This window comes from Microbacterium forte, assembly GCF_031885415.1.
Taxonomy (GTDB): Bacteria; Actinomycetota; Actinomycetes; order Actinomycetales; family Microbacteriaceae; genus Microbacterium; species Microbacterium forte.
The window spans coordinates 3,206,908-3,222,756 of sequence record NZ_CP116871.1 but is presented as its reverse complement, the minus strand read 5'-3'; the positions used below and the strand labels follow the sequence as shown (position 1 = coordinate 3,222,756).

General features: G+C 70.7%; 15 protein-coding genes. 9 read left to right on the top strand and 6 right to left on the bottom strand.

Going from position 1 to position 15,849, the window contains the following annotated elements; translation table 11 throughout:
* Positions 1 to 97: 97 nt before the first annotated feature.
* The 6 genes from OB895_RS15540 to OB895_RS15515 all read left to right on the top strand — a co-directional run bounded on the left by OB895_RS15540 (position 98) and on the right by OB895_RS15515 (position 8,465).
* Positions 98 to 4,672: an ATP-dependent helicase gene (locus tag OB895_RS15540; protein ID WP_079114042.1), complete on the top strand. Its 4,575-nt coding sequence runs from the start codon at positions 98 to 100 to the stop codon at positions 4,670 to 4,672.
* A gap of 34 nt (positions 4,673 to 4,706) precedes the next feature.
* A complete protein-coding gene (locus OB895_RS15535; RefSeq protein ID WP_079113440.1) occupies positions 4,707 to 5,618 on the top strand; it encodes an EI24 domain-containing protein in 912 nt (303 codons plus the stop codon).
* Positions 5,618 to 6,391, top strand: coding sequence for a DNA-formamidopyrimidine glycosylase family protein (locus OB895_RS15530; RefSeq protein WP_079113441.1), 774 nt, complete (start codon positions 5,618 to 5,620; stop codon positions 6,389 to 6,391). The genes OB895_RS15535 and OB895_RS15530 overlap by 1 nt, the downstream gene beginning before the upstream one ends.
* Positions 6,392 to 6,473: 82 nt before the next feature.
* On the top strand, positions 6,474 to 6,881 hold the full coding sequence (locus tag OB895_RS15525; RefSeq protein ID WP_042540126.1) for a DapH/DapD/GlmU-related protein: 408 nt from the start codon (positions 6,474 to 6,476) through the stop codon (positions 6,879 to 6,881).
* A gap of 54 nt (positions 6,882 to 6,935) precedes the next feature.
* Positions 6,936 to 7,676, top strand: a complete 741-nt coding sequence (locus OB895_RS15520) for a LysR family transcriptional regulator substrate-binding protein (protein ID WP_042540123.1) — start codon at positions 6,936 to 6,938, stop codon at positions 7,674 to 7,676.
* A gap of 66 nt (positions 7,677 to 7,742) precedes the next feature.
* On the top strand, positions 7,743 to 8,465 hold the full coding sequence (locus OB895_RS15515) for a glutamine amidotransferase-related protein (protein ID WP_079114044.1): 723 nt from the start codon (positions 7,743 to 7,745) through the stop codon (positions 8,463 to 8,465).
* Between the two features lie 29 nt (positions 8,466 to 8,494).
* Here the strand turns inward: OB895_RS15515 and OB895_RS15510 are convergent, their stop codons facing one another.
* Positions 8,495 to 8,953, bottom strand: coding sequence for a glutaminase (locus OB895_RS15510; RefSeq protein WP_079113442.1), 459 nt, complete (start codon positions 8,951 to 8,953; stop codon positions 8,495 to 8,497).
* On the bottom strand, positions 8,950 to 10,164 hold the full coding sequence (locus tag OB895_RS15505; RefSeq protein ID WP_153302243.1) for a cation:proton antiporter: 1,215 nt from the start codon (positions 10,162 to 10,164) through the stop codon (positions 8,950 to 8,952). The genes OB895_RS15510 and OB895_RS15505 overlap by 4 nt, the downstream gene beginning before the upstream one ends.
* An 84-nt stretch (positions 10,165 to 10,248) precedes the next feature.
* Here OB895_RS15505 and purU point away from each other — a divergent pair, with 84 nt between their 5' ends.
* Positions 10,249 to 11,100: a formyltetrahydrofolate deformylase gene (purU, locus tag OB895_RS15500; RefSeq protein WP_042540119.1), complete on the top strand. Its 852-nt coding sequence runs from the start codon at positions 10,249 to 10,251 to the stop codon at positions 11,098 to 11,100.
* Position 11,101: 1 nt separating this feature from the next.
* Here purU and OB895_RS15495 read toward each other — a convergent pair whose 3' ends face one another.
* Complete coding sequence (locus OB895_RS15495; protein ID WP_079113444.1) at positions 11,102 to 12,148, bottom strand: NAD(P)H-dependent flavin oxidoreductase; 1,047 nt, start codon at positions 12,146 to 12,148, stop codon at positions 11,102 to 11,104.
* 105 nt (positions 12,149 to 12,253) lie between these two features.
* Here OB895_RS15495 and OB895_RS15490 point away from each other — a divergent pair, with 105 nt between their 5' ends.
* Both OB895_RS15490 and OB895_RS15485 read left to right on the top strand, forming a co-directional pair.
* Positions 12,254 to 12,526, top strand: a complete 273-nt coding sequence (locus OB895_RS15490) for a DUF6412 domain-containing protein (protein ID WP_042540176.1) — start codon at positions 12,254 to 12,256, stop codon at positions 12,524 to 12,526.
* A 62-nt stretch (positions 12,527 to 12,588) separates the two neighbouring features.
* Positions 12,589 to 13,350, top strand: a complete 762-nt coding sequence (locus OB895_RS15485) for a YidC/Oxa1 family membrane protein insertase (RefSeq protein WP_079113445.1) — start codon at positions 12,589 to 12,591, stop codon at positions 13,348 to 13,350.
* A gap of 10 nt (positions 13,351 to 13,360) precedes the next feature.
* Here OB895_RS15485 and OB895_RS15480 read toward each other — a convergent pair whose 3' ends face one another.
* The 3 genes from OB895_RS15480 to OB895_RS15470 form a co-directional block, all read right to left on the bottom strand.
* Positions 13,361 to 14,326 carry an EamA family transporter gene (locus tag OB895_RS15480; RefSeq protein WP_079113446.1) on the bottom strand — a complete coding sequence of 322 codons (966 nt, stop codon included), beginning with the start codon at positions 14,324 to 14,326 and terminating at the stop codon, positions 13,361 to 13,363.
* A 44-nt stretch (positions 14,327 to 14,370) separates the two neighbouring features.
* The gene (locus tag OB895_RS15475) at positions 14,371 to 15,255 is read right to left on the bottom strand and encodes an SDR family oxidoreductase (protein ID WP_079113447.1); all 885 of its coding nucleotides are present in this window, start codon (positions 15,253 to 15,255) and stop codon (positions 14,371 to 14,373) included.
* 157 nt (positions 15,256 to 15,412) lie between these two features.
* Positions 15,413 to 15,757: a DUF7882 family protein gene (locus tag OB895_RS15470; protein ID WP_056373992.1), complete on the bottom strand. Its 345-nt coding sequence runs from the start codon at positions 15,755 to 15,757 to the stop codon at positions 15,413 to 15,415.
* Between the last annotated feature and the right edge of the window lie 92 nt (positions 15,758 to 15,849).

Below are 15,849 nucleotides of genomic sequence, written 5' to 3'. Positions count from 1 at the left end.
CCGGCGGGCGGGCGCCACCTCGGATCACGCCTACCGCATGGTCGTCTCTGGGGACAACGGCCGCCCCGATGTCGGTGGCACGGGTGATGATGGACTGATGGGTGACGTGCTCGACCGCTTCACTCCTGCCACGCAAGACTGGTTCAGGGGTGCGTTTCCCGAACCCACTCCTGCGCAGGCAGGTGCGTGGAATGCCATCTCAGCCGGCAAGCACGCGCTCGTGGTGGCTCCAACCGGGTCGGGCAAGACCCTCTCGGCCTTCCTCTGGGCGATCGACAGCGTGTTCCGCGAGCGCACCGAGCAGCCCGCCAGGGCCAGAGACGGCTCGCGCACGCGCATCCTCTACATCTCGCCGCTGAAGGCTCTCGGCGTCGATGTCGAGCGCAACCTGCGCTCCCCGCTCATCGGCATCGGGCAGTCGGCCAGGCGCCTCGGCGTCGAGGCCCCCTCCGTGACCGTCGGCGTGCGCTCGGGCGACACGACGTCGAGCGACCGCCGCAAGCTGGTCTCCGATCCTCCGGACATCCTCATCACCACCCCCGAGTCGCTCTACCTCATGCTCACCAGCCGCGCCGGCGAGACTCTGCGCGACGTGCACACGGTGATCATCGACGAGGTGCACGCGGTCGCCGCGACCAAACGCGGAGCACACCTCGCGGTGAGCCTCGAGCGTCTCGACGCGCTGCGCCGCACTCATGGCCATGACGAGCCGGCCCAGCGCATCGGACTGTCGGCGACCGTGCGCCCTATCGACGAGGTCGCACGGTTCCTCGGCGGCGCCGCCCCCGTCGAGATCGTCGCCCCGCCCGCATCGAAGACGTTCGAGCTGGGCGTGGTCGTCCCGATGGACGACATGACCAATCCGCCGCCGCCTCCCGGGGCGCCGAAGGATGCCGGCGATGCCGCCGATGCGGAATACACCGAGGTCACCGGCTCCGTCTGGCCGCACGTGGAGGAGGCGATCGTCGACCGCATCCTGCAGAACAAGTCGACCATCGTGTTCTCGAACTCGCGAAGGCTGGCCGAGCGGCTCACCGGGCGACTGAACGAGATCTACTCCGAGCGCATCGGCGTCGCCCTGCCCGAGGCGTCGGTGCCCGCGGCCATGATGGCGCAGGCGGGTGCGACAGCCGGCGCCGACCCCGTGCTCGCCAAGGCACACCACGGCTCGGTCTCGAAAGAGCAGCGGGCACAGGTCGAGGAGGAGCTGAAGTCCGGCGTCCTTCGCTGCGTCGTCGCGACGAGCAGCCTCGAGCTCGGCATCGACATGGGCGCGGTCGACCTGGTGATCCAGGTCGAGGCGCCGCCCTCGGCAGCCTCCGGGCTGCAGCGAGTCGGTCGCGCCGGCCACCAGGTCGGCGAGATCAGCCGTGCGGCGCTGTTCCCCAAGCACCGGGGCGACGTACTGCACACCGCGATCGTCACCGAGCGGATGCTGGCCGGCAAGATCGAGGCGATCCAGGTGCCGCGCAACCCGCTCGACATCCTCGCGCAGCAGACGGTCGCGGCGAGCGCCCTCGGCGAGATCAGCGTCGAGGAGTGGTTCGAGATTGTGCGTCGCTCGGCGCCGTTCCAGTCCCTGCCGCGGTCGGCCTACGAGGCGACGCTCGACCTGCTCGCCGGACGCTACCCCTCCGACGAGTTCGCCGAGCTGCGCCCTCGCCTGGTGTGGGACCGAGACGCCGGCACGCTGACCGGGCGTCCCGGCGCCCAGCGCATCGCCGTCACCAGCGGCGGCACGATCCCCGACCGCGGACTCTTCGGCGTCTTCGTCGCCGGCGAGTCGACCGGTGCCCGCGTCGGCGAGCTCGATGAGGAGATGGTCTACGAGTCACGCGTCGGCGATGTGTTCACGCTCGGCACGACGAGCTGGCGCATCGCCGAGATCACGCATGACCGCGTCAACGTGATTCCCGCATACGGCCAGCCGGGCAAGGTGCCGTTCTGGCACGGCGACGGAATCGGCCGCCCGTTCGAACTCGGCGAGGCGCTCGGCAGGTTCTCCCGCGAGGTGTCGGCGGCCACTCCCGAGAAGGCCGCTCAGCGCCTGATCGACGCCGGTCTCGACGAGCAGGCCAGGATGAACCTGATGGCGCACCTCACCGAGCAGCGCGAGGCGACGGGCACCCTGCCGACCGACCGCACCCTCACGGTCGAGCGCGGGCGCGACGAGGTCGGCGACTGGCGGGTCATCCTTCACTCCCCCTACGGCATGAAGGTCCATGCGCCGTGGGCTCTGGCGATCAACGCCCGGATCCGCGAGCGCCTCGGAGTCGAGGGCTCGGCGGTCGCGAGCGACGACGGCATCATCGTGCGCATTCCGGATGCCGAGGCCGAGCCTCCCGGCGCCGAGCTCTTCGTGTTCGACCCCGACGAGCTCGAGCAGCTGGTCACGCAGGAGGTCGGCGGATCCGCGCTGTTCGCCTCCCGCTTCCGCGAGTGCGCCGCCCGCGCCCTGCTGATGCCGCGGATGAACCCGAACAAGCGCACTCCGCTGTGGCAGCAGCGACAGCGCTCGGCGCAGCTGCTCGAAGTCGCCCGCCGGCATCCGACATTCCCGGTGATCCTGGAGACCCTGCGCGAGGTGCTGCAGGACGTCTACGACCTGCCGTCGCTGCGCACGCTCGCGGTGTCGATCGCCGACCGACGCATCAGACTCGTCGAGACCCAGCCGTCTCAGCCGTCGCCGTTCGCGCGCGACCTGCTCTTCGGCTACGTCGGCGCATTCATGTACGAGGGCGATTCGCCGCTGGCCGAGCGTCGGGCGGCCGCCCTCTCGGTCGACCCGGCGCTGCTCGGCGAGCTGCTCGGCACGGTCGAGCTCCGCGAGCTGCTCGACCCCGACGTCATCGCGCAGTTCGAGCGCGAGGCGCAGCGCCTCGATCCCGAGCGCCGTGCGCGAGGTCTCGAGGGCGTCGCCGACCTGCTGCGGATGCTGGGTCCGATGGATGCGGTCGAGATCGACGCGCGACTCGACCCCGAGACCGGTTCGGCCTCCGACCACCTCGCCGCGCTGATCGACGCGCGCCGCGCGATCCCGGTCACCGTCGCCGGAACCACGCGCGTCGCCGCGATCGAAGACGCCGGCCGCCTGCGCGATGCGCTCGGCGCGGCGCTGCCCACCGGCATCCCCGTCGCGTTCCTCGAACCCCTCGCCGATCCGCTCGGCGATCTCGTCGCACGGTACGCCCGCACGCACGGCCCCTTCACGACGGATGCCATCGCGACGCGCTTCGGCCTCGGCGCCGCGGTCGCGCGACACACGCTGCAGAGGCTGGAGCACTCGGGTCGACTGACCAGCGGCTACTTCCTGCCCGAGGCCTCCGGAACGGGCAACGAGACCGAGTGGTGCGACACCGAGGTGCTGCGCCGACTGCGGATGCGGTCGCTCGCCGCGATCCGAGGCAGCGTCGAACCGGTGTCGCCCGAGGCGTATGCGCGCTTCCTGCCCGACTGGCAGCACCTCGGTCGTCCGGTCGAGGGACTCGACGGCGTGCTCGCCGTGATCGAGCAGTTCGCCGGGGTGCCCATTCCCGCGAGCGCCTGGGAGTCGCTCGTGCTGCCCTCTCGAGTGCGGGACTACTCCCCCGCCCTGCTCGACGAGCTCACGGCCGCGGGAGAGGTCATCTGGTCGGGTCACGGCACGCTGCCCGGGCGAGACGGGTGGGTCTCGCTGCACCCTGTCGATCTCGCGCCCTTCACACTCCCCGAACCCGACGACGAGATCGCCGCCGATTCACTCGAGGCCCGGGTGCTCGCCGCACTCGAGGCAGGCGGGGCGTACTTCGCCGCCCAGCTGAAAGAGATGGCCGGCGCCGAGAACGAGCAGTCCGTGCTCGAGGCACTGTGGTCGCTGACCTGGGCGGGGCGCGTGACCAACGACACCTTCGCCCCGATCCGGTCGCTGCTGGCCGGGGGGTCGCAGGCTCACCGCGTGACGCGACGCGCCCCGCGCACCCGCACCTACCGGGGCATGTCGCTCGCGCGCACGGCGGCGCGCCCCTCATCGATCGGCGGACGCTGGTCGCTGCTCCCCTCGGTCGACACGGATGCCGCTCGGCGGGCGACCGTCACAGCGGGCCTGCTGCTCGACCGCTACGGCGTGGTCACCCGTGGCGCCGTGCAGGCCGAGGGCGTGCCGGGCGGCTTCGCCCAGACATACCGGGTGCTCGCGGGATTCGAAGAGGCGGGGCACTGCCGACGCGGTTACGTGATCGAGAGGCTGGGTGCCGCGCAGTTCGCGGCATCCGCCACCGTCGACCGCCTGCGCACGTTCGCGGGGCTCGCCGACCCGCCCCCGCGCAAGGCCGTGACGCTCGCCGCGACCGACCCCGCCAATCCCTACGGCGCAGCGCTCGGGTGGCCCAAGCGCGACGAGGTGTCGCATCGTCCTGGGCGCAAGGCCGGCGGCCTGGTGGTGCTCGTCGACGGTTCACTCGTGCTCTACCTCGAACGCGGCGGACGCACGGTGCTGTGCTTCACCGACGACTCCGAGGTGCTGCGAGCCGCGGGATCCGACCTCGCCGCGACGGCGCGCGCCCGGCGCCTCGACACCCTCACGGTCGAGAAGGTCAACGGCGAAGGCGTCTACGGCACCGAGCTCGCCCTCGCGTTGCAAGAGGCGGGGTTCGTCGCCACGCCCCGCGGCTACACGCTGCGCAAGGTGATCTGAGCGCCGCCATGACCGCTGCTTCTAGGCTGGACGCATGATCGGGGAGTTCGTCTACGGCATCCGCACGCTGCTGCGCGGCTTCGGGACCTGGCGACGCCGCCCCGGCCTGATGGCCCTCGGACTCGTACCAGGACTCATCGCGGCGCTGGTGCTTCTCGCCGGTCTCGTGCCGCTCGCGCTGTCGCTCGGGCCGATCTCCGACGCGGTGACACCCTTCGCCGACGGCTGGATCGCCGAGTGGCGATCGATCTTCCGGGCCGCTGTCGGCATCGTGATCTTCGCCGCGGCGCTCGCCCTGGCCAGCGCCGTGTTCAGCGCCCTCGCCCTGGCCATCGGCGACCCGTTCTACCAGCGCATCTGGCGGGCCGTCGAGGCTGACCTCGGCGACGCGCCGCCTTCCGACGGCGGCGGATTCTGGATGGCGGTCGGTGAGGGACTGCGGTTGGTGCTCCTCGGCATCCTCATCGCGATCTTCGTGCTGGTGCTCGGCTTCGTCCCTCTCGTGGGCGGCGTCCTCGCAGCGGTCGGAGGCGTCGTGCTGTCGGGCCGCATGCTCGCACGCGAGCTCACGCAGCGAGCCTTCGACGCCCGCGAACTCACTCCCGCCGACCGTGCAGTGCTGTTCCGCGGCAATCGCGCGCGGGTGCTCGGCTTCGGCGTCGCGACGCAACTCTGCTTCCTGATCCCCGGGGGTGCGGTGGCCGTCATGCCCGCCGCCGTGGCAGGCGCCACGACTCTCGCCCGCACCATGCTCGAGCGCACGCCCCTGGCGCAGCAGACCTCGCCTCCGCTCGCGGCCCTGCAGCCGGCACAGCGCGCGCAGCCCGCGCAGCCCGCGCCGCCCGCGCAGCCCGCACCGCCCGCGCCGCCCGCGCCGCCCGCACCGCCCGCGCCGGGCAGCGTCTCCGCGCCGCTTCCGCCGCCCGCCGGTTCAGGGCGCGTCTGATGCCCGAGGGCGATACCGTCTTCCGCACGGCGAAACGTCTCGACGAGGCCCTGGTCGGCGCCGAGGTGGCGCGCTTCGACCTGCGCGTCCCGCGCTTCGCGACTCTCGATCTGACGGGTCAGCCGATCCTCTCCTCGATCGCTCGCGGCAAGCACCTGCTGCTGCGCATCGGCGACAGCACACTGCATTCCCATCTGCGCATGGACGGGGCCTGGCTGGTCTATCGCGCAGGCGAGAAGTGGCGGCATCCGGCGTTCAAGGTGCGCGCGATCGTCGGCACTGCGCAGCGCGAGGCGGTGGGCATCGACCTGGCCGAGATCGAGGTGGTGCCGACGCGCGAAGAGGACGAGCTCGTGGGATACCTCGGGCCCGATCCCCTCGGCCCCGACTGGGACGCCGTCGAGGCCGCCAGACGCGTGAGCGCCGACTCCCGCAGCATCCACGTCGCCCTTCTCGACCAGCGCAACGTCGCGGGGTTCGGCAACGAGTACGCCGCCGAACTCCTGTTCCTGCGCGGGATCCTGCCGACCACGCCCGCCCCGGAGGTCGACGTGCCCGCACTGCTCGACCTCGGCGTGCGCACGATCCGAGTGAATCGCGATCGTCGTCACCGGACCTTCACCGGAGTCGATCGGCCCGGTCAGGGAACGTGGGTCTACGGCCGTGCCGGCAAGCCATGCCGTCGCTGCGGAACGCTCATCCAGCGCGGCGAACTGGGCGCGGATCCGACCCGTGAACGCATCACCTTCTGGTGTCCCGTGTGTCAGCGATGACCCGCATCCATGCTCGGGAATGAATCCGGCACACCCGTGGTTATTGATATATCCGGAGCACTCCGGAACACGGGGAGGAATCGTGGGCAAGAACTACGTCGACATCGAGAACGACCAGGGCGCGACGCTGCGGTATCGCAAGCACGCCAACGGTCGCGGTCTCGTCGCGCATGGCGCGAAGGTCCATCCGAAGGCGCATGTTGAAGCGGGCGCCTACATCGAACCCGGCGCGCGTATCGGCGCGGGGGCGACCATCGCCCGCGGCGCGTGGATCGAACCGGATGCCGTGATCGGCGAGGGTGCGCACGTCGACGCTCACGCACACATCGGCCAGGGCGCTGCCGTCGGAGACGGCGCGCACATCGGGGTCCGCACCGAAGTCGGAGCAGGTGCTCGCATCGTCCGCGGCGCGCGCATCGGCGACGACGAGACGGTCGCCGCCGGCCTGACGGTCGCCACCGACCCGAAGGGGCTGTGGCTCGCGGCCTGATCACAGCCGCGATCCCAGACCGTCTCGCCGCGTGCGCCGGGTACCCTGGAGCACATGGCGACTCAGGGACGACGACCGGCAGGACGTGCCGGCAAAGGCTCGCCCGTGCGACGCAACAGGGCGGCACCGGCGCAGCGGTTCCCGCCGCCCAAGCCGCCGAAGAAGACCGCCAAGGTGGTGTTCGATGCGCCGGAACGCGAGTCCGAGGAGCCGCGCACGTTCCGACTCGGAGTCGTGCCAGGCGCCACACCAGGCAAGTGGATCGACGCCTGGAAGCAGCGGATGCCGCACGTGCCCCTCGAACTCGTGCCGGTGGAGGTCGCCGATCAGCGCGCGGCGCTCGACGACCTCGACGCCGCGCTGGTGCGCCTGCCGCTGACCGACGAGACCCTGCACGTCATCACGCTGTACGACGAGGTGCCGGTCGTGGTCGCCTCGATCGATTCGCACCTGCTCGCGGCCGACGAACTGACCATCGCCGACCTCGCAGGTGAGATCGTGATGGTCCCCACTGACGATCCACTGGGTCCGATCGACATCCCGGGTGCCCTCGCCCCGACGTTCGCGCCGCTGACCGTCGCAGAAGCCATCCCGACCGCTGCCGCCGGAACCGGGATCGTGATCCTGCCCATGTCTCTCGCACGCGTGCACCACCGCAAGGATGTCCGCCATCGACTCCTCGTCGACGGCCCGACGTCGACGGTCGCCCTCGTCTGGCGCCGCGACCACACCACCCCTGACGTCGAGACGTTCATCGGGATCGTGCGGGGTCGCACCTCCAACTCGTCACGGTGATGCGAGCGTGACGTCCCGATGACAGCGATGACGGCGACCCCCTCCGGTCGTCGTTAGACTCTCGTGGTGGTCTCGCTTCTCTACCTCTGTGTGCGCCCCGAGCTCGGGGCGGCGGATGCCGAGCACGCCTCGTTCCGACGGGCGCTCGGCGTCGACGTCGTCGACCGCCTCGACCTGCTCGCCGAGCCCCTCGACCCTGCGCGCCTCGCGCGATACGACGGCGTCGTGGTCGGCGGCTCTCCCTTCAACGTGAGCGACGCCGAGAAGTCTGCAGTGCAGCTGCGTGTCGAAGCAGATCTCGAGCGCATCGCTCGGCGGGCCATCGACGGCCGGATCGCGGCGTTCTTCACCTGCTTCAGCATCGGTGTGGTGACGCGGATGCTCGGCGGCGAGATCACGGTGGACACTCCCGAATCGGCCAGCGCCACCGTGATCGAGACGACCGAGGCCGGCGCAGCGGATCCGGTGTTCGGCCCGAGCTCGCCCGCCCTCACCGTCTTCACCGCCCATAAGGAGAGCGCCGCGGCTCTGCCGCACGGTGCGGTCCTTCTCGCCACGAACGACACCTGCCCGGTGCAGGCGTATCGCGTCGGGACTCACCTCTACACGGCGCAGTTCCACCCGGAGCCGACCCCGAGGGACTTCGCCGACCGGATGACGTTCTACCGCACCACCGGGTACTTCGACCCCGACGAGTTCGACGAGGTGCAGGGGCAGGTGCTCGCAGCGTCGGTCACCGAGGGCGCCGCTCTGCTGCGCCGTTTCGCGCAGACGTTCGCCGCAGCCTGACTCCGAGCAGGCGAGCAGGCGAGCAGGGCTCAGCCGCGCAGCAGCTCCACCCGTTCGCGGAGGTATGCCTCGAGCGGCATCCACCCGCCGGCAGTGCTCCACCGCACCGAGGGCGCGGCGTCGATCATCGCGAGCGGCCCCGATGCCCCACCCGCATCCACGGCGTCGAGGTCGATCACCGACCACCCGACGTGCACGACATCACCCTCGTCGAATCCGCCCCGCAGAGCCAGCGCGCGACGCTCGGCGCGCTCTCGCGCGGACTCGGCCGTATAGCCGCGGCGGCCGGGGTCGGCAGCGCGCAGCACCTCTGCGGTCGCCAGGGCCTGCGTCTCGGTCAACAGCAGCACTCCGATGTGCCAGGCCGCGCCCACGCGAACGATGCGGCGTCCGCGCCACCGGGATTCCCGCTCCTCGCCGAGTCCCTCCTGCGGCAGGCCCGAGAGCGCACGCACGGCGTCGGCTATCAGCGCGGATGCCGTGGTCACAGCTCCCCCTGGGGTCGCGCGCGAACCAGCTCGGGGTCGACCAGTCGCGCCGCGTCGCCGCGGATCAGCATGCCGAACAGCGGGAAGAGCAGCACCGACAGCATCCCCGCGCCGACGAGTGCTGCGGCTGTGCCGGTGTCGATCATCTTGTGGTCCACCCCGATGGCCGTCACGGCGACGATGATGGGCAGCCCTGTGGCGGCCAGCAGCCCGAGCGCCGTGCGGTCTCTGACGCTCGCGCCGAGTGGGGCGGAGAGCTGTGCAGTGATGCCCCGGAGCACGAGCAGCGCCACGAGGAAGAGGGGCAGCATCAGCATCGCCGAGGACGAGCCGGTGAGCGCCTGGAGGTCGAAGTTCACGCCGGTGTAGAGGAAGAAGATCGGCACGAAGAGCCCGAACGCGATGGCCTCGAGTTTCGTCTCCATTGCCGCTGCGTCCTTCTCGGGCGCGCGCGCCATGATGATGCGCCACACGGCTCCCGCGACGAAGGCGCCGAGCAGCATGTCGAGGTCGAGCATGACGCTGAGGCCAACCAGCGCCGCGATGAGCAGCAGCACGAAGCGCACGCCGAACTGATCGGAGGTGTGCAGCGTGGCGCGCACGAAGGCATGCAGGCGCCCATGCTGCATCCGCTGGGCCATCCACACGGCGAGCCCCGCCAGCGCCACGAAGGCGAGCAGCACGGCGGTGGCGAGCGGCGTGGTGCGGGTGCTGAGGAAGAGCGAGATCGCGATCAACGGCAGGAACTCTCCCACGGCGCCGATCACGGTGACCGCACGACCGAACGGAGTGTCCGTCTCCCCTGCATCCCGCAGGATCGGCATCAGGGTGCCGAGTGCGGTGGAGCTGAGCGCGATGGCGATCACGACCATCCCCTCGCCGGGTGCGAGGAAGAAGCCGATCGCGATCCCGAGCACGACGCTGATGCTCCAGCCGATCGAGGCCCGCACGAGCGGGCGCCCGGAGACGGCACGGAAATCGATCTCGGATCCGGCCATGAAGAAGAGCATCGCGAGCCCGAAATCGCTGAGCTTCTCGAGGATGGGCGTCGGCTCGACCCAGCCGAGCACGGCGGGCCCCGCCAGAATCCCGAGCACGAGCTCGAACACGATGATCGGCACCCGGATGACGGGTCGGATGCCGCGCGCGAGCAGCGGCGCTGCCACCGCGAGCAGCGGGATCAGCACCAGTCCGAGATCGCCCGCGTCCACGCTCCCAGAGTAGCGACCCGGGGCGACGATTCGCCCGGTGGTCGCATCCACGGCAGAATCGATGCACACCCCCGAGGAGCCCCCATGTCTCAGCCCGACACCGCCCGCCTGCTGATCGCCTGCGACGATCAGCCCGGCATCGTCGCCGCCGTCGCCGGCGTGCTCTCCGCCCACGGAGCGAACATCATCTCCCTCGATCAGCACTCCACCGACTCCGAGGGTGGTCGGTTCTTCCAGCGCACCGTGATCCACCTCCCCGGTCTCTCGGCCGCGCGCACCGCGCTCGAGGCCGACCTCGCCCCGATCGCCGAGCGCTTCGGCATGGAGTGGTCACTGCACGACACCGCCCGCCGCAAGCGCGTCGCGATCTTCGTGTCGAAGTACGATCACTGCCTGATGGAGCTGCTGTGGCGCACGCAACGCGGACAGCTCGACATCGACGTGACGATGGTCGTCTCGAACCACCCCGACCTCGCCGAGTCGGTGCGCTCGTTCGGAGTGCCGTTCGTGCACATCCCCTCGGGCGACAAGCAGGCGATGGAGCAGCGCCAGCTCGAGATGCTCCGAGGCAACGTCGATCTCGTCGTCCTCGCCCGCTACATGCAGATCCTGAGCGATGACTTCATCACGGGTCTCGGTGCCCCCGTCATCAACATCCACCACTCGTTCCTGCCCGCCTTCATCGGGGCCAACCCGTATGCCAGGGCGAAGGATCGCGGCGTCAAGCTGATCGGGGCCACCGCGCACTACGCGACGGCCGACCTCGACGAGGGGCCGATCATTGAGCAGGACGTCACGCGGGTCACGCACTCGGAGTCCGCGGCCGAGCTGCAGCGCCGCGGCGCCGATGTCGAGCGCCTCGTGCTCGCGCGCGCCGTGCAGTGGCATGCCGAGGACCGTGTGATCGTGCACGGCCGCTCGACCGTCATCCTCTGAGTCAGGGCTTCTGCGGCACCCCGGCGGCCAGCTCGGCGAAGGCCTCCGCCGCAGTGGAACAGCGGGCGAGCGGCGCGCCCTGCCCCATCCAGAGGGACTGCAGCTCGCCGAGGTTCTGCTCGCCTGCCGCAGCCCGGAATCGCCCTGTGAGCCAGTTCTGCATCGGGAACGGGGCGATGGTGCCGCTCGCTTCGATCGCCCGCACCACGCGGTTGCGCGCACCGCGGGCGAGGCGTCCGCTCATCGCCCGTGTGAGAACGGTGCCGTCGGCGGGTGTCGCGCGGATGGCGTCACGATGCGCCTGGTTCGCGGCGGACTCGACTGTCGCGAGGAACGCCGTGCCGACCTGCACGGCCGATGCACCGAGCGCGAAAGCGGCCGCGACACCGCGCCGATCGGCGATGCCGCCGGCCGCGATCACCGGCACATCGACGGCATCCACGACCTGCGGCACGAGCGAGAAGGTGCCGACGAGCGACTCCTCGGGCGGTCGCAGGAACGACACGCGATGGCCTCCGGCCTCGAAGCCGGTCGCGATGACGGCGTCGACCCCGGCCTCGGCGAGGGCTGCGGCTTCGGCGACCGTCGTCGCTGTCGCCACCACGCGGATGCCTCGGCGATGCGCCTGTTCGATGAGGTCGCCGGAGGGGATGCCGAACACCGTGCTGAGCACGGGCGGCGCGGACTCCCAGATCGCGTCGAGCTGCTCGTCGAGCGGGGGCACGTACCGCTCGGGTCGTGCCGGCGCTTCGAGGCCGACCGCGTCGTAGAACGGCTGCAGCGCCTGCGCGAACACGGTGTGCTGCGGGTTCGGCGCGACCTCGTCGCCCGTCGGCAGCCAGATGTTCACGGCGAACGGGCGCGAGGTCGCCTCCCGCAGCGACGCGACGGTCGAGCGGATGCGGTCGCCGTCGTAGCCGTACAGCCCGTAGCCGCCGAGCCCACCCGCCTCGCTGACGGCCGCGGCGAGCGCGACGGACGAGAGCCCGCCGAACGGACCGAGCAGGACGGGGTGTTCGATGCCGAGCAGCGCACGCAGATCAGTCATACATCGAGGCTATCTCCGCTCTCCTGCCCGGAGGTGAGCGCGGATCACCGATCCCCTGCTCGGATGCCGGTGATAATCTCGGCGGGAGGGATCAGAGAGGCGCACATGAGCGAGTGGTTCGGGCAGATGCTCGGCTTCGTCGCGGCCGCGCTCGGGATCGTCGCGGTGCCCGATGCCGCAGCCCTCGGTGTCGCGATCGCCCTGATCGCCCTGACGACGCTCACGATCGCCGTCGCTCTGAGCCTGGCACCGCCCTCGCCGAGCACCGCTCCGCATCCGCTGCGGGCGATCGACGTCTCGACGCTGCTCGCGCAGAGCGATCCTGATGCCGCCGGTCACCCGCGCCCTCGTGCGCCGGGAGTCGCCGTTCCCGCGTAGTCCGTCCTCGCACGGGACTGCGCGGCTTTCGCCGACCCTTCCCGACCTACGAACGGACTTCCATGGACATCTTCGCCTTCCCACCCCTGACCTTTCTGCTCGATGCGGCGTACGGCGCCCTCGCCGGGCTCTCCTCACTGCTCGAACCACTCGCCGGAGCATCCGCCGCAGCCCTCGCCGTGGTGCTCGTGACGCTTCTCGTCCGTGCCCTGCTGATTCCCGTGGGTGTCTCGCAGGCCAAGGCCGAGCAGACCAGGGCGCGCCTCGCGCCCCGGCTGCGCGAGCTGCAGCGCCGGCACAAGAAGAATCCCGAACGCCTGCAGAAGGAGATGCTCGAGCTCTATCGCTCCGAGAACACGTCTCCGTTCGCCGGCATGCTGCCTGTTCTCGCGCAGGCACCGGTCGTCGGCATCCTGTACACGCTGTTCATCCGCCCCGACATCGCGGGGCACGCCAACGACCTGCTCACGCACGACCTGTTCGGTGCGCCGCTGGGAACGAGCCTCGTCTCGGCCGTCTTCGGCGGCACGGCGACACCCGAGACGCTGCTGGTGTTCGGCGCCCTGATCGCCGTGATGATCGCGGTGGCCGAGATCACGCGGCGGGTCTTCCGGCCGGCGCCGGTCGACGATGATTCGCCGCTGAACTCGCCGACGATGCAGAGAGTGACGAGTGCTCTGCACTATCTGACAGCAGTGTTCGCCGTGTTCGTGCCGTTGGCGGCCGCGCTCTACCTCACGGTCACCGTCGTCTGGACTCTGGTGCAGCGCATGCTGCTGCGGCGTCGCTATCCTCTGCCCGTGCCGGCCGGGGTCAGCGTCTGACGTTCGGCACTCACTCCGGCAGCGGGATCGGCGCCGTGAACGGCCCGGTCTCGTCGCCGCGGCCCTCATCGTCCGCGCCGGTGTCGTCTCGTGCGGCGGCATCGGCGCGGCGGCGCTGTCTCCGCACGCCGAGCGTCGTGCCGACGCTCGCTGCGACGACGAGGGCGATCGCGAGCATCCTCAGCGGGGTGGCGGACTGGCCGAGGATCAGCCACCCGGCGAGTGTCGCGAACGCGGGTTCGAGGCTCAGCAGCACTCCGAACACGCGCTGCGGCAGGCGACGGAGCGCCGCGAGCTCGAAGCTGTAGGGGATCACCGACGACAGCACGGCCGTGACCGCGGCGAGCAGCAGCAGCTGCATGTCGCCCGAGACGGTGACGGCCGCCGGCACTCCGACCGGGATCAGCAGCACCGCCGCCACGACGAGCCCGACCGCGAGCCCGCTCGTGCCGGGGATGATGGCGCCGACTCGGGCGCTCATGCGGATGTACATGGCCCAGAAGGCCGCGGCGATCAGGATGAAGACGACACCGAGAGGGTCGAGCGGGTCGGCGCCGATCAGTCCGTCGACGCCGAGCAGCACCATGCCGAGCAGCGCGACGCCCACCCAGGCGGCGTCGGCGAGGCGTCGGGTCAGCGCAGCCGCCAGCACCAGCGGCCCGAGGAACTCGATCGCGACGGCGGGGCCGAGCGGGATCCGGTCGATGGCCGCGTAGAAGAAGCCGTTCATCGCCGCCAGCGAGACTCCGAACAGTACGGCAGCCAGCCACTGCACTCTCGTCCAGCGCACCGGCCGCGGGCGCACGATGACCACCATCAGCAGCGCCGCGATCGCGACGCGCAGAGAGGTCACGCCCCACGGGCCGAGCACCGGGAACAGCTGTGCCGCGACAGCGGCCCCGAACGGCAACGACAGGCAGGAGCAGACGACCAGTGCGACGCCCACGAGCGGGCGGGACGACGCGGACTGCTTCACCCCGCCAGCCTACGGCGCAGGGAGGCTGCGGCGAACGCGGGCGATCAGAGGTGCTTGCCGCCGGTGACGGCGAGCACCGCGCCGGACGTGTACGACGACTCCGCCGAGGCGAGGTAGACGTATGCGCCGGCGAGCTCGGCCGGCTGTCCCGCCCGGCCGAGAGGCGTGTCGGAGCCGAAGGTCTTCACCCGCTCATCGCTCCATCCGGTGGCCGGGATCAGCGGCGTCCAGATGGGTCCGGGGGCGACCGCGTTCACGCGGATGCCTCGTTCTCCCGCCTCTTCGGCGAGCGCCTTGACGAATGCGACCTGTGCCGCCTTCGTCATCGCGTAGTCGATGAGGTTGGGCGAGGGCTCGAACGCCTGCACGGACGCCGTCACGATGATGCTCGACCCCGGCTCCAGATGCGGATACGCGGCCCTGGCCGAGTACAGCAGTCCGAACAGGTTCGTCTCGAACACGCGACGCAGCTTGTCGGTCTCGAGATTCTCGAAGCCGTCGATGTCGTGCTGGTAGGCGGCGTTGAGCACCAGGATGTCCAGCCCGCCGAGGCCGCTCCTCGTCTCGGAGACCACCTCCGTCGCGAAGGCCTCGTCCCGCAGATCCCCGGCGAGGCTGAGCCCCTGCCTGCCTTCGGCGCGGATGAGCTCGATCGTGTCGTCGGCATCCGACTGCTCCTCCGGCATGTGCACGATCGCCACGTCCGCGCCCTCCCGGGCGAAGGCGATGGCGACGCCCCGACCGATTCCGGAGTCGCCACCCGTGATCAGGGCTCGACGGCCCTCGAGCCGCGCGTGACCGACGTATGACTGCTCACCGTGGTCGGGAACCGGCCGCATCTGATCGGTCAGCCCCGGCTGGTCCTGCTGCTGCCCCGGGAACTCCTCCTGGCGATGCTGGCTGCGGGGGTCTGGCGTGCTGTCGGCCATGGTGTCTCCTCTTCCTCGCGACCCGCGACCACCGTTCGTGGCGCGAGTCAGGCGTCAACCGAGCCTCGTGGCCTCTCGACGCCCTCGGCAGGGGGTTGACAATCGGCACCACGATCCAGGGCCGGGGCGCGGAGGCGGAGCGGGTTCCTCGACGCGCTCAGGCCGCGGGAGCGGACGGCTCGTCGTCGCCCGTGGAGACGGAGGCCTCCTGCGGCTCGGGAACCAGATAGAGACCGCTCGGAGCGTTGGCCGTGAAGGCGAGCGCTTCGATCCAGGCCCGGTTGACCGACGGCTGCCGGCTGCCGAAGTACTTGAAGACGAGCGAGCTGCCCGGCTGAACCCATACGGTCGTGCGGCCGCCTCCGACGCTGGCGTCTTCACGCCAGCTGAAGGGGAAGGGCTCCGCGCGGCGCAGCTTGGCGGTCATCACGAGCTGCAGATGGGTGAGGGCGCGATCCTCGATCTCGGTCTTCACGTTGCCCTCGTAGATGAACTTGCCCATGCCGCGTCTCCTCAGGTGTCCGGGTCTTCGCCTTGCAGTTTATGGGAATCTCCAGCCCGGCTGCGTCGATGAAACCGCCGCCGAAGTCAACC

Bases quoted from the DNA above. Each gene is read 5' to 3' on its own strand.
- OB895_RS15540 (WP_079114042.1), top strand. From the start codon at position 98: ATGGGTGACGTGCTCGACCGCTTCACTCCTGCCACGCAAGACTGGTTC.
- OB895_RS15535 (WP_079113440.1), top strand. From the start codon at position 4,707: ATGATCGGGGAGTTCGTCTACGGCATCCGCACGCTGCTGCGCGGCTTC.
- OB895_RS15530 (WP_079113441.1), top strand. From the start codon at position 5,618: ATGCCCGAGGGCGATACCGTCTTCCGCACGGCGAAACGTCTCGACGAG.
- OB895_RS15520 (WP_042540123.1), top strand. From the start codon at position 6,936: ATGGCGACTCAGGGACGACGACCGGCAGGACGTGCCGGCAAAGGCTCG.
- purU (WP_042540119.1), top strand. From the start codon at position 10,249: ATGTCTCAGCCCGACACCGCCCGCCTGCTGATCGCCTGCGACGATCAG.
- OB895_RS15495 (WP_079113444.1), bottom strand. From the start codon at position 12,148: ATGACTGATCTGCGTGCGCTGCTCGGCATCGAACACCCCGTCCTGCTC.
- OB895_RS15490 (WP_042540176.1), top strand. From the start codon at position 12,254: ATGAGCGAGTGGTTCGGGCAGATGCTCGGCTTCGTCGCGGCCGCGCTC.
- OB895_RS15485 (WP_079113445.1), top strand. From the start codon at position 12,589: ATGGACATCTTCGCCTTCCCACCCCTGACCTTTCTGCTCGATGCGGCG.
- OB895_RS15475 (WP_079113447.1), bottom strand. From the start codon at position 15,255: ATGGCCGACAGCACGCCAGACCCCCGCAGCCAGCATCGCCAGGAGGAG.
- OB895_RS15470 (WP_056373992.1), bottom strand. From the start codon at position 15,757: ATGGGCAAGTTCATCTACGAGGGCAACGTGAAGACCGAGATCGAGGAT.